The sequence below is a fragment of the Rhodococcus sp. GB-02 genome (assembly GCF_053470465.1).
This window is the reverse complement of sequence record NZ_JBPUKE010000001.1, coordinates 2,571,205-2,584,361: the sequence shown is the minus strand read 5'-3', so window position 1 is coordinate 2,584,361 and position 13,157 is coordinate 2,571,205. Positions and strand designations below refer to the sequence as shown.

13 protein-coding genes are annotated in these 13,157 nt (G+C 63.7%); 4 read left to right on the top strand and 9 right to left on the bottom strand.

Translation table 11 applies throughout. The features are described 5' to 3' along the window. Positions 1-16 precede the first annotated feature (16 nt). From ACSW29_RS12240 to ACSW29_RS12230, 3 genes are read left to right on the top strand one after another with little or no spacing between them, the layout of a single operon-like run. On the top strand, positions 17-805 hold the full coding sequence (locus tag ACSW29_RS12240; protein ID WP_317825553.1) for an alpha/beta hydrolase: 789 nt from the start codon (positions 17-19) through the stop codon (positions 803-805). A 10-nt stretch (positions 806-815) separates the two neighbouring features. Beyond that, on the top strand, positions 816-1,112 hold the full coding sequence (locus tag ACSW29_RS12235; RefSeq protein ID WP_448277318.1) for an MGMT family protein: 297 nt from the start codon (positions 816-818) through the stop codon (positions 1,110-1,112). A 50-nt stretch (positions 1,113-1,162) separates the two neighbouring features. Next, the gene (locus ACSW29_RS12230) at positions 1,163-2,920 is read left to right on the top strand and encodes an NTP transferase domain-containing protein (protein ID WP_448277317.1); all 1,758 of its coding nucleotides are present in this window, start codon (positions 1,163-1,165) and stop codon (positions 2,918-2,920) included. 18 nt (positions 2,921-2,938) lie between these two features. On the opposite strand, the gene ACSW29_RS12225 is transcribed toward ACSW29_RS12230, so the two are convergent. Continuing rightward, positions 2,939-3,337 (bottom strand): hypothetical protein, encoded by a 399-nt coding sequence (locus ACSW29_RS12225; protein ID WP_317825471.1) that lies wholly within the window; start codon positions 3,335-3,337, stop codon positions 2,939-2,941. Beyond that, a complete protein-coding gene (locus ACSW29_RS12220; protein WP_347872093.1) occupies positions 3,334-3,912 on the bottom strand; it encodes a hypothetical protein in 579 nt (192 codons plus the stop codon). The genes ACSW29_RS12225 and ACSW29_RS12220 overlap by 4 nt, the downstream gene beginning before the upstream one ends. Before the next feature lie 77 nt (positions 3,913-3,989). On the opposite strand from ACSW29_RS12220, the gene ACSW29_RS12215 reads away from it, so the two are divergent. Next, positions 3,990-4,757, top strand: coding sequence for an 8-oxoguanine DNA glycosylase OGG fold protein (locus tag ACSW29_RS12215; RefSeq protein WP_448277316.1), 768 nt, complete (start codon positions 3,990-3,992; stop codon positions 4,755-4,757). Positions 4,758-4,760: 3 nt separating this feature from the next. Here ACSW29_RS12215 and ACSW29_RS12210 read toward each other — a convergent pair whose 3' ends face one another. The 7 genes from ACSW29_RS12210 to ACSW29_RS12180 form a co-directional block, all read right to left on the bottom strand. Then, a complete protein-coding gene (locus ACSW29_RS12210) occupies positions 4,761-5,408 on the bottom strand; it encodes a maleylpyruvate isomerase family mycothiol-dependent enzyme (protein WP_448277315.1) in 648 nt (215 codons plus the stop codon). Further along, entirely contained in the window at positions 5,353-6,102 is a 750-nt protein-coding gene (locus ACSW29_RS12205; protein ID WP_347872230.1) for a sirohydrochlorin chelatase, read from the bottom strand. Before ACSW29_RS12205 ends, ACSW29_RS12210 begins: the two co-directional genes overlap by 56 nt. After that, positions 6,089-7,249, bottom strand: a complete 1,161-nt coding sequence (locus ACSW29_RS12200; protein ID WP_347872091.1) for a uroporphyrinogen-III synthase — start codon at positions 7,247-7,249, stop codon at positions 6,089-6,091. The genes ACSW29_RS12205 and ACSW29_RS12200 overlap by 14 nt, the downstream gene beginning before the upstream one ends. Continuing rightward, positions 7,246-7,659, bottom strand: coding sequence for a nitrite reductase small subunit NirD (gene nirD / locus ACSW29_RS12195; protein ID WP_230812643.1), 414 nt, complete (start codon positions 7,657-7,659; stop codon positions 7,246-7,248). Before nirD ends, ACSW29_RS12200 begins: the two co-directional genes overlap by 4 nt. Before the next feature lie 90 nt (positions 7,660-7,749). Beyond that, positions 7,750-10,251: a nitrite reductase large subunit NirB gene (gene nirB, locus ACSW29_RS12190; RefSeq protein ID WP_230812641.1), complete on the bottom strand. Its 2,502-nt coding sequence runs from the start codon at positions 10,249-10,251 to the stop codon at positions 7,750-7,752. A 52-nt stretch (positions 10,252-10,303) separates the two neighbouring features. After that, the gene (locus ACSW29_RS12185; RefSeq protein WP_448277437.1) at positions 10,304-11,704 is read right to left on the bottom strand and encodes an MFS transporter; all 1,401 of its coding nucleotides are present in this window, start codon (positions 11,702-11,704) and stop codon (positions 10,304-10,306) included. Between the two features lie 113 nt (positions 11,705-11,817). Then, positions 11,818-13,080 carry a CynX/NimT family MFS transporter gene (locus tag ACSW29_RS12180; protein ID WP_448277314.1) on the bottom strand — a complete coding sequence of 421 codons (1,263 nt, stop codon included), beginning with the start codon at positions 13,078-13,080 and terminating at the stop codon, positions 11,818-11,820. Positions 13,081-13,157: the final 77 nt, after the last annotated feature.

Sequence of the window (13,157 nt, the reverse complement as noted above, 5' to 3'; positions counted from 1 at the left end):
ATCGCCTGCATCCGGCATGATTGCTCGTGTGTCTGCACTCCATACGTATCTCTACGGACCCGTCGGGGCGCCGGAGATCCTTTCGCTGCACGGCCTGACCGGTCACGGCCGGCGTTGGCAGTCGATGGCCGAGAACCAACTGCCCGAAGCGCGCTGGATCTCGCCGGATCTACGCGGTCACGGGCGCTCCACGTGGGCTCCCCCCTGGAACATCGAATCCCACGTGGCCAGCCTGCTGGAGACGCTCGACGAACATGCCACCGGACCGGTGGTGATCGTCGCGCATTCGTTCGGCGGAATGCTGGCGCTGCACCTCGCGGCCACCGCACCCGAACGCGTTCGTGGGCTCGTCCTGCTCGACCCGGCGATCGGTTTGGATCCAACTTTCATGCAAAAAGTGGCTGAACTCACAATCGGCTCACCGGATTACACCGATGCGGCAGAGGCTTACTCCGAGAAGATTCACGGCTCGTGGGGTGAGGTTCCCACCCCGGATCTCGACATCGAGATGGCCGAGCACCTGATCCAGCTGGGCAACGGGCGCGTCAACTGGCGCCTGTCCACCCCTGCGATCGTGACCGGGTGGGGTGAACTCGCTCGCCCGATCGTGCTGCCACCGTCATCGATGCCGACCGTGCTGGTTCAGGCAATGAAAGTTCAGCCTCCGTACGTCACCGACGAGTTCCGGGCAGCGCTCACCGAACGCCTCGGTGAAAATCTGACCAGTGTCGAATTCGATTGTGACCACATGGTCCCGCACGTGCGGGCCGACGAGGTGGCGACCCTCGTCCGGACAATGCTCTGACGAGGCCCCGATGGCAGCCACCACGGAAGAGCAGATCGAAGAGGTAAGGCGACTCATCGCCTCAATTCCCGCCGGCTTCGTGGCGACGTACGGCGACATCGCCGACGCCGCAGGGCTTTCCAGCGCTCGCACGGTCGGCTGGATCATGCGGACCGACTCTGCCGATCTGCCGTGGCATCGGGTTCTCGGCGCCTCCGGCAAACCGTCGGCGCACCTGGCTCATCGTCAGATCGCCAAGCTCGAACTCGAAGGCGTGCCGATCAAGGACGGTCGGATCGAGCTGAAGAAAGCTCGGTATCACTTCTGATTCACGTGTCACCGGTCGTCGTGACCCGGGCGATGGGGCAGCATGGAGGTATGACCATTACGCCGCCGACCGCCGCCGTCATTCTGGCGGGTGGTCGCGGGACCCGCATGGGTGGTGTCGACAAGCCTGGCCTGCTCGTTCACGGCCGCAGGCTCCTCGACATCGCGCTTTCAGCGACGGCGCATCTGGACGCCGTCGTCGTTGTCGGTCCGCATCGACCCGAACTGGATGCGCGCATCACCCAGACCCAGGAATCTCCGATCGGCGCCGGCCCCGTTGCGGCGATCTGGGCGGGGTTGTCCGCGACCGGGTTGTCATCCGAGTTACCTGAAGACGCCCTGGTGGTCGTGCTGGCATCCGACCTACCGCACATCGAGGCCGAATCGGTCGACGCGTTGATCGTTGCGACGTCGACGGACAATCCGGTGACGTGCGCAGTGGACGAGAACAACCGAAGCCAATTCCTGTTCTCCGCGTGGACTGTTCGTGAACTCCGAAAGCGCCTCGCCACTTTGCGCGATAGCTCAGGACTCGAGAACCAACCGATGAAAGCAATTGTCACCGAACCGTTCTCGACCCTGCGTGTGGCTGGTACCACCGACTGCGACACACCGGCGGACATCGATCGCGCCCGAAGCCATCCTCGCCTGACGATCGATCAAGCCCGCATCGCCATCACGAACGCCTTGACACCGCTGTCCCCGCACCGGACCGAACTCGCCGACAGTCTCGGAGCGACCCTCGCGCAGCCTCTCGTCGCCCTGGGTGATCTTCCTCGATCCGATGTCTCGGCAATGGACGGGTACGCCGTCTCCGGCGAGGGTCCGTGGCGGGTGCGTACCGAGATCCGCATCGCGGGCGCCGACGGGCAACTCGAACTCGGCGAAGGCGAAGCGATTCGCATTGCCACGGGAGCACACCTGCCCACCGGTGCCACCTCGGCGATTCGGGACGAGTACCTTTCCCTCGACGAGCAGACTCGGATACTGCGACGACTGCCGGATGCGCCGTATCGCAACGACGCTCGCCCACGAGGGGAAGACTGGACCACCGGATTCACGATTGCCCCGACTGGCACCGCGGTGACCCCGTCGGTAATCTCGGCGGCTGCCAGCGGAGAAGTCTTCAACGCCCTCGTCCGTGGTCCTGTCCGGGCACGCCTGATAGTCACCGGCGACGAGATCCGGCGGACCGGCCCACTGCGGGAAGGTCAGACTCGCGACTCCGTCGGCGGAATTCTTCCCTACCTACTCGAACGCAACGGTGTACGGTGCGAGTCGAATTCGCACCTGCGCGACACGGCGGACAGTTTCGAGCGCGTGCTTGCGGATGCGACCGAACAGGACCTGCTTGTTGTCATCGGTGCGACGGGTGGCGGCGCAGCCGACGAAATGCGCAGTGCACTCGATCGACTCGGCGCTCGCACGATCGTCGGCCGGGTTGCCTCGCGCCCGGGCGGATCTCAGATAACGGCGGTCCTGCCCAGCGGTCGGGTGGTTCTCGGCCTCCCCGGCAACCCCTACGCCGCAGTGACCACCCTGCTGACCATGCTGCCTACCGTCGTGGCCGCCCTGACCGGGCGCGAGACGCCGCGGCCGCTGCTCGGCATCATCGAGAACGCTGCTGCAGTGAGTTCCGATGCGGTACGCCTACTTCCGGTCACACAATCCCCCGACGGTTACTGGCGAGCCGATCCGTCCGTGCGTACCGCGCACCTTGCAGGGTTGATCGGACGCTCGGCGTTTGCACTCGTGCCGGCACACGCACAGAACGGCGCCGTCGCCGAATTGATCGTCCTCCCAGACTGATCGGGACAGCACTCGCAGTCAGAACTCCCGGTAGGACGACGCCGCCGCGGCATGGCTGACCCCGAGACTGTCCCGGCGCTTACGTCGGCCGACCTCCGCCATCCCGATCACGCCGACAACTATCGCGAGCACCAGCGAATACACGCCCCACAGCACCACGAACGGAAGCAGCCACCCGGCATCGACGGTCTGACCGCGCGACCCGACGCAATACAGGGTGAAATTGGTGGACGTACCGTCGCCGTCGGTAAAGGTGTCCGAGACGACCATCGCGCTCGATGTCGGATCATCACAGAAGATCGGCGCCAACTGGGCTACCTGCCCGGGCCAGATCACCGAAGACAACAGTGCGGCAAAGATTCCCACGACCACGATCATCACTACCGAGATGACCAACGGAACGATACGGCGGCTCACAGCGGCTGCACCAGAAAGGGAGTTCCGTCAGGGTCGAAGACCACCAGCACCTGAGAGCGTGAGGATTCCACCATCACGGAGGCGTGTATCGCCTCGGTGCGACTGACCGAGATCCCGGTGACTTCACCTTCGTCGATGCCGCTGCTCGCAAGCGCGTCGTCGACCAACTTCTCGACGTTCGCCAATGCCGGAACCTGATCCAACGTGAACGATCGTGCATCAAGATCTTCGGTGACGCTCACTTGCACGGGGCTCGGCTCGCCGAGAATGACGCCGTCGAAAGAGAACCGGTCGAGCTGCGACGGCTTCCCCGGGTCTCGAACAGTAACCCCGAGCGTCTCGATCGGACTGATGTCGACGCTGGTCACCGACACCGCGTCGACGCCGTATCGCTCTGCGAGGCTGTCGAACCCGTTCCGCACCAGATCCGACGTCATCCCACCGCCACGTTCACGCATCTGATCTTCGAAATCCATCCGGTCGACGGCACCGATGCATCCGCTCAGACTCGAGGCCGTCAGGACGAGGGCCGCAATCCACAGCACCGGCCGCACCCGCGAGGACGCCAATTTCATGAGCGGAGCGTACCGCGAGTGTCCGGTTCGATCAGGTCGACCGGGTTTCTGTCGGCGACTCGTGGGATCATCGCGCAATGAATCGTGTCGACGAAGGATTCGAACCGCCGGACGCATTGGTCGAGTGGTGCCGCTCTCGCACCTTTCCACTGCACGTCCTCGACGACGAAGCGACCGTCGACCTGGACTGGTGGAACGCACACCTGAAGGATGCCGGCCACACGATCAGCCTGCGCGGGCGCGATCTGGACGGCAAAGTGATCACCGAAGGCCGAGCCATCGTTCAACGCAACGACCTTCGCCCGTCGAGCGACCTCGTCGTCGCCCAGCACGACGGTCTCGGACTGCTGTTCCTCTGCGCAGCCTGGCAGGGCTCGCACGAGAGCAGACGGTTCACGCGGCGGTTCCCCAACGTCTTCAACCCGCATCACCGCGAAGACGAGGATCCGCTCACCCAGATCACAGCCATTCTCGATCACTGTTCGAAACACAAGTCCATGCCCGTCGTTCGGCGCGACACCTGGTCGGGTTGGCCACTCACCCCCGGCGTCGGGGTATCGCTGATAGCCGCATTCATGTGGGCGGTGGGCGTACAGGACGAAGGCCGACGCGCTCAGATGATCGACCAGTACGGCGTCTCGACGCTCATCCACGAGGGCTGGCTCGAGGATCCTTCCGTCACCGGGTTCACCACGCGCCGCTACCGCCGGTACTGCGAACTGCTCGACAGTTGGGCCTATGCCGCCGGCACCCAACCCGAGATCGTCGAGATGTGGTTGGTGAAGCGGTGGAGTGCGCGACTGGCCCAAGCGCGCAACGACGTCAGCGCCCCCACCCTGTTCTAATCGTCAAAACGGCCAGGCAGGGAGCGTAGGCAGCCCGATTCTCGTCGGCCTCCCGACCAACCAGGCCAGGGTCTCCGCGTCGGACAGTGACGGCACTCGTACACCCGGAACAGCCGTCTCGAGTGCGCCCAACTGACTGGCGAGCGTGAATTCCACGAACGCGGCCGGCCAATCGTGGCAGGTGTAACCGATGTCGAGGTCGAGCAAGTGAATCTCGATCTCGTTCCAGCGCAGGATCGGTAGATCGAATGCAGTGACAGGTTTGCGCCACGGAACCGGCGTGTCCAGCCGATCTGTCGGGAGGTCAGCCAATGCGTCGACCAGTCTCGTCCCCGAGAAGCGATAGTCGAGTGCCAACAACTCCGCCGGGCGATCTGCGCCTTCCTCGATTGCAGCATTGCGTGCGTCCGGTCCCCCTGGATACATCTCCCCCGATTCGCCGCCCTGCACTCCGGCAACAAATCTGCCCAGCGCGTCGGCATTGCGCGACATGTGTGTCACGACGTGCCCCCGACTCCAGCCGGGTAGCCCCGACGGCTCGCGTGCCTGCTCTTCGGTCAGTTCACCGATGAGAGCCTGTGCCTTGACGTCGGATTCACGAACCGCTGCGGCCAGGTCGGCATACGTCGGAGTTACGGAGTGAGACGTCATGCAGCGATACTAGTTCCCCTCGCGCACTCTCATACCGATTCACGACAAGGTCCACCACTCCTTGGTCGACACCGAGCGGTTCGGTGACACCGTCGGCTCCCGCAGCGTGCAACCTTTCGTGAAAAAGTCCGTGTGCGAGAAGGTACGAGGCGACAAAAACTCGCTTCGCGCCGCGAACGCGTGCTGCTGCAACAACATCGGCTACCTTCGGCTCTCCGGTCGCGATGTACCCGACATCCACGCGATGTCCCGCCACTTCGGCGAGCGTCAGCGCAGCACGCTCGACGTCTCGTAGCGCGCGGGCATCGGAGGACCCGGCAGCAGCAAGCACTATCGAGTCACCCGGGTTCCACCCCGCCTCGGCCAATCGTCCAAGCAGTACCCTCGCCAGGGCCGGATCGGGTCCGAGAGCAGGCGTCACGGTCACGGCCGCGTGCTCACTGATCGCAACTTCGCGTCGAACGTCGGTGTGGACGTGATAGCCCGACGCCAGGAAAGCGGGCACAAGAATCGCTCGGCCCGGAGTGTCCCGGAGAACTTCCGAAGGAGACGGACCGAGCACATCGACGAAGGCAACGCGAGTACGCCCGACGCGTTTGCCGACGGCTTCGGCAAGTGCGGCAACCATTTCCACGCCGCGTGCACTACGCGTGCCGTGAGCTACCAGTACGAGTACGTCGTCATCGCGTTGCATAGTCACCTGAATTCTGTATGTAGTCGCCGGGGTCGAGGGCAAGTCGGTAGCCTCGTTTGACCACGGTCTGAACGGCTTTGGGGGCGCCGAGGCACGCGCGTAATCGGGCGACGGCGGTCTCGACGGCGTGGGTGTCGCCGCCGCCACCGGGAAGTGAAGCGAGGAGCTCGTCGCGAGAGACGACTCGGCCGGGACTGGCCCCGAGCGTGCGGATCAATGACATTGCCGCCGGCGGCAACTGCTTCACTTCACCGTCTACGACGACGCATCCTCCACGGATACTGATTTCATGTTCACCGGCTTGAATCTTGTTGGCTCGCTGCGGGAGTTCGTCGACGATATGACGCGCGAGCGCCCCGAGACGCGCTCGCGCCGGAGCCGTGGTCGGCACGTTCAATGCGTCGAGCGGCGCCGACGTCACCGGGCCGACACACATCGCCGCTACCGGGCCCCGCATCGCGTCGAGCATGTCGCCGAGGTCCCCGGTCTTGTCGGCCCGCATCAACATCGAGGCTACGGCCGGCGCACTGGTGAAGCTGACGGCGTCGATTCCGGCTGAAGCGATGGCGTCGATCATCCGATCGAGCAGCGTCGGATCCTCCGGAGGTTCCCATCGGTAGACCGGCACCGCGATGACCTCGGCGCCGGCCTCGCGCAGCACCTGACAGAAATCGGGAATCGGTTCCCATTCAGTGGTTGCACCGTGCAGTTGCACTGCGATTCTCTTGCCCGAGACACCTTCTGCAAGAAGATGTTCGAGCACTTCGGCGGACGACTCGGACGCCGGCGACCATTCTTCACGCAGGTCGGCTGCGCGGATTGCGCCTTTGGCTTTGGGGCCGCGCGCAAGCAGACGAGCCGAGCCCAACGCGGATCCGAGATTTTCGGCCTCACCCCACCCGTCGGCTGCTTCCAGCCAACCCCGGAATCCGATCCCGGTAGTCGCGACAACCACCTCGGGGGGATCCGAGATGATCTGCTGTGTCACCCTTTCGAGTTCGCGGTCGTCGGCGAGTGGAATGATTCGGATCGCCGGAGCGTGAACGACATCGGCTCCCCGACGAGTCAGCAATGTCGCGAATTCCTCGGCGCGGCGCGAAGCGGTGATACCTACAGTGAATCCAGCCAACGGCATGTCGTCACTCACGAGACTGCATCGGGGACAGTCGAGCGAACGCCCTGCATTTGTAGGCTGTGTACCTGAACCACGCCGGCCCAGACGCGCACCCCGTATACCGGCAGCGCGACCGAGGAGTCGTCCAGCGCTCGGCCGTCGACCAGCGAGAACGCCTGCTTGAGCAGCGGCGAGACCACGATCGGTTCACCGTCACGGTCGCCGACGAGTCCGCGCGACATCACCGCAGCGCGTCCGTACGGATCGAAGTTGCTGACGGCTCTCAGCGTGCCGTCCTCGAGCAGGAACAGTGCCACCTGCTCGCCGCCGCGTAGAAGCACGGCGACCCCCCGTCCAGGGATCAGATGGCTCAGCGGGCAGGCCGACGTCCATTCGAGTCGATCCGAATCCAGCTTGGCGATCTGCGCATCGATGACACTCATCGAAGTCCTCCTGTCGATCCGGCGACAACGTCGCGCGGGTTCTTGTCTACGTTTCTACGGACCCCGTGTTTCCCACGGGTTACGCGACTATTACCGGCGCGTAGGGATGCTCGGCATACCCATCAGGACTGGAACCTTGCGCACTCCGGTCTCGTCGAACACAACCGTCGGGTCGGCTTCTTCCGGTGCGTTGACAAACGAGACGAACCTCGACAACTTCTCCGGATCGCCCAGAACACCAGCCCATTCGTCCTGGTAACCCTCGACGTGCTTGGCCATCAGAGCCTCGAGTTCTTCGCCGATTCCCAGGCTGTCTTCACAAATCACGGCCTTGAGGTGGTCGAGTCCGCCTTCGAGTGATTCGACCCACGGCGCAGTGCGCTGCAGGCGATCGGCAGTGCGGATGTAGAACATGAGGTAGCGGTCGATGTACTTGACCAAGGTCGCGTCGTCGAGGCCTCCGGCAAGCAGCTGAGCGTGTTTGGGTGACTGCCCGCCGTTGCCGCCCACGTACAGATTCCAACCGTTCTCCGTCGCGATGACGCCGACGTCCTTGCCACGCGCTTCGGCACATTCACGGGCACAACCCGAAACGCCGAACTTGATCTTGTGCGGCGAACGCAGGCCGCGGTAGCGGTTCTCGAGATCGACGGCCATGCCCACCGAGTCCTGGACGCCGTAGCGGCACCAACTCGAACCGACACAACTCTTGACGGTACGAAGAGATTTGCCGTATGCCTGGCCCGATTCCATCCCAGCGTCGACGAGACGCTTCCAGATTGCCGGCAACTGTTCGACGCGGGCGCCGAACAAGTCAATGCGCTGACCGCCGGTCACCTTCGTGTACAGGCCGAAGTCGCGCGCCACCTCGCCGATGACGATGAGCTGTTCGCCCGTGACCTCGCCGCCGGGCATCCGCGGGACCACCGAGTACGTACCGTTCTTCTGGATGTTCGCGAGAAAGTGATCGTTCGTGTCCTGCAGCGACGCCTGCTGCCGGTGCAGGATGTGATCGGAATCCGTCGACGCCAGAATCGAGGCGACAACCGGCTTGCAGATATCGCAGCCGGCTCCCTTGCCGTACTTGGCGATCAGAGCCGAGAAGGTTCTGGTCTGTGTCGACTGCACGATCTGGAACAGCTCAGCGCGTGACTGTGCGAAGTGCTCACACAACGCCTTCGACATCACGACGCCGGAATCGGCCAGCAGCTGCTTGACAGTGGGAAGGCAACCACCACAAGTGGTTCCGGCGCTGGTACATGCTTTCACCGAAGCGATGTCGCAAGCACCGGCTGCGATAGCGCCGCAGATGGCACCCTTGGTCACCGCGTTGCACGAGCACACCTCGGCGTCGTCGGGCAGCGATCCCGCACCCGGCTTCTCCCCCGCAGGCGAGATCAATGCCGCCGGGTCGCCGGGCAATTCGCGACCGACCAGCGGGCGCAGCGACGCATAGGCTGACGCGTCACCGACCAGAATGCCGCCGAGCAGAATCTTCGCGTCGTCGGAGACGACGAGCTTCGCGTACGTCCCTTTGGATGCGTCACTGAGGACAACTTCGAGAGCGCCCGGCGAGGTTGCCATCGCGTCACCGAAGCTGGCGACGTCGACACCCATGAGCTTGAGCTTCGTGGACATGTCGGCGCCCGGGAAATCCGCCGCACCGCCGAGCAGGCGGTCGGCCACGATCTCGGCCGTCGTGTAACCGGGAGCAACCAGTCCGTAGCAACGACCCTCCACCGCAGCACATTCGCCGACTGCATAGACGTTCTCATCCGACGTCACGCAGCCGAGGTCGGTCAGGATACCGCCGCGCTCACCCACCGCGATGCCGGCGTCGCGAGCCAGCTGATCGCGCGGCCGGACTCCTGCGGAGAAGACGAGCAACGACGCGTCGATGGTGGAACCGTCGGACAGCTCGACCACAATTCCGTTGTCGGCCTGAGAGATTCCTGCTGTGCCGACACCGGTGTGGACGGTGAGCCCCAACTCGGTGACGAGCCGGGCGAGCAGCGCGCCGCCACCCTCGTCGACCTGCATCGGCATCAGTCGCGCATTGTGTTCGACAACGTGTGCCGTCATTCCCATGAGCGAGAGCGCATTTGCCGCCTCGAGTCCGAGAAGACCGCCACCCACCACGACGCCGACAGCACCAGGGCCCGCCTTGTCGGCGGCAGCCCGGATACCGTCGAGGTCGTCGAGAGTGCGGTAGACAAAACATCCGTCACCGTCGTGCCCCGGTACGGGAGGTACGAACGGATACGAGCCGGTCGCCATCACCAGAGCGTCGTAGGAGATCGTGTTGCCGGCGGTTGTCGTGACCGTGCGGGCGTCTTTGTCGATCGAGAGCGCGCCCTCCCCCACCCGGAGATCGACCAGGCTGTCGCCGACGTAGTCGTTGCCGGCCAGTGCCAATTCCTTGGGGTCCCACGCTCCGACGTACGAGGACAGCCCGACTCGGTCGTACGCTGCGTACTGCTCGTCGCAGAGCACGGTCACCGACCAGTTGTTCGCTTCGTCGCGCGAACGCAGTGCCTCGACGAATCGGTGTCCGACCATTCCGTGTCCGATGACAACAACCGACTTGCTCATGACGCCTACTTCCTGAGGTACGAGAGAGTTCTGAGATTCTGCGGAGCGGCCGTCATACCGTGAGGGCGACCTTCGCCTCGTCGACGTCTGTGGTCAGCGTCGACGGCTTGCGCAGGAAGACGAACCAGGTGACTGCGATGCAGGCGATGTAGAAGGCCAGGAACACCCAGAAGGCCATGGTCGCCGACTTCGCGGGGCTGCTGTACGACGCGCGCAGGACCAGGTTGATGCCGACGCCGCCCAAACCGCCTACCGCACCGGCAAATCCGATGAGCGCGCCGGAAATGCTGCGCGACCACGTTGCCTTCTCGCTGCGATCCATGTGATCGAAGCTCTGAGCTTTCGCTTCGAAGATTGCCGGGATCATCTTGTAGACGGATCCGTTTCCGATGCCGGAGAGCAGGAACAGGGCGATGAACCCGAGAACGAATGTCACCATGATTCCAGCACTCGCGACGCCCGCGGTGTTGTCGTCCATCGTTCCGGCCGTCACGAGGATCGATGCCGCGAATGCCATGGCGACAAACGTCCACATCGTGATCTTGCCGCCACCGATGCGGTCGGCCAGCTTGCCGCCGAGGGGGCGAGCGATCGAGCCGAGGAGCGGTCCGATGAAGGCGATCTGTGCCGCGTGCAGTGCAGCCGCTGCCGGAGTGGCACCGCCGGCGAGGAAGTTGATCTGCAGAACCTGACCGAAGGCGAAGCTGAATCCGATGAAGGAACCGAACGTACCGATGTACAGGAAGCTGATCACCCAGGACTCGGAGAACTTCAGCGCCTTGGCCATCGATCGCAGGTCCGACTTCTGGTTGCCCAGGTTGTCCATGAACAGCGCAGCGCCGACGGCAGCGGCCGCAATGAACACCAGATAAACAGCGCAGACGATCCACGGAGCTCGGTTGCCCACGGTTGCGATCACCAGAAGGCCGATCAGCTGGATCATCGGTACACCGATGTTGCCGCCGCCTGCGTTGAGCCCGAGCGCCCACCCCTTGAGGCGCTGCGGGTAGAAGGCATTGATGTTGGTCATCGACGACGCGAAGTTGCCGCCGCCGATACCTGCTGTGGCCGCCACCAACATGAACGTGGTGTAGGACGCGCCCGGATTCATCATCAGGTAGAGCGTGAGAAGTGTTGGTATGAAAAGGAACAGCGCACTCATGACCGTCCAGTTGCGACCGCCGAAGCGTGCGGTGGCAACCGTGTACGGAATGCGGAGGACCGACCCGACGAGTGTGGGCACTGCGACGAGGAAGAACTTTCCGGCCGCGTCGATGCCGTAGATATCCGTCGGCATGAACAACACCATCACGGACCAGATCGACCAGATCGAGAAGCCGACGTGTTCGGCCACCACTGACCAGATCAGGTTTCGCTTCGCGATGTCCTTGCCGCCGGATTCCCAGGCGTCGACGTCCTCTGCATCCCAATGCTCGATGTAATGACTCACCAGGGCCTCCTGAATATGTTGGAGACCCAAAGGTAGAAAACTGTTATTGCGCCGGTGCTGCGCGCGATGACCGCTAAGTCAATTGATCCTCACCCGGTAACAAGGCCGGGTGTGAGCTAGTTCTTCGCGGGTGCGTGCCAGGAATCCTCGAGCATCCGAGGCTTACATGCCTGGTAGGCACCCAGAAGCACCACGATCACCGCGACGACGAGCAAGCCGAACGGCGCAGCGTATCCACCGGACACGTCATGGAAAACGCCGAACAGGAGCGGACCGAGGCAGGCAACGGAGTAGCCGATGCCCTGGGTGAAACCGGACAGGGCGGAGGAGCCGATGTGCGAACGTGTGCGCAGATTGATCAGTGTGAGTGACATCGGGAACGTACTCGGGCCGAGGCCCAGAACGACAACCCACACGATCGGTGCCGCCATCGGGGCGAAGTAGAGTCCGCCCATTCCGACGAGGTAACAGACGGCACACGCGATCACGACGGGGAACGGATTGGCCATGCGGGCGCACAGCGTCGGTGCCCCGAAAGCTGCGACGAGCCCGATCACCGAGAACATACCGACCATGGTTCCGCCGAATGCGTCGCTGGCGCCGGCATCACGAAGGATCGAGGGAATCCACGTGAACATCGAATAGGTGATCAGCGAAGTCATGCCGAACATGCCGGCCATCCCCCAGGCCACGGGCGAACGCCAGACCTGACCGCGCGGCTGTTCCGTCGCTGCCGCAACAGATTCCGATGCATTCTCGACGGACCCGGCTTCGTTCGCACGAGCCTTGCGTGAGCGAGCGAGGGTGATCAACCACGGCACTGCGGCGGCGAAGCCGAAGGCCGACCACCAGCCGATCGAGAACCTCCACCCGAAGGCATCGGCGACCGGAACGGCGACGAACGCCGGAACGATGGTGCCGATCTGCACGGCCACGATGTAGACCGAACTCATGGTGGCGAGGCGATCGGAGAAGTACCGCTTGACCAACGGCGGAATCACGACATTGCCGATTCCCATGCCGGCCAGCGCCAGAGCCGACAGAGCCAGCAACGACCACGTCTGAGACATCATGGCGCGCAACAGCATTCCGACGCCCGCCATCAGCATCGCGATAAGGGCCGTACGTTCGAGTCCGATACGTTTCGCGATGGCCGGGGTGATGAGCCCGAATATCGCGAACATAGCGGTCGGAACCATGCCGAAGACGCCGACGATCGAGGCGGAGAAGCCGATCTCGTCGCGAATCTCTGCCGCCAACGGCGAGAACGAGGTCACCGCAAGTCGAAGTACGAGCGCAGACATCGCAATAGCGGCGAAGACGAGCACACGGCCTTGTACCAACGAGCGGGTTTCGGTTCTCTCCAGTTGAGCAGTCACCGGCAAATCATAGGATGACCGGACGAACTCGCACAAGCGCGGTACTCTAACGTCACATTCACACCACTACCCAGAGC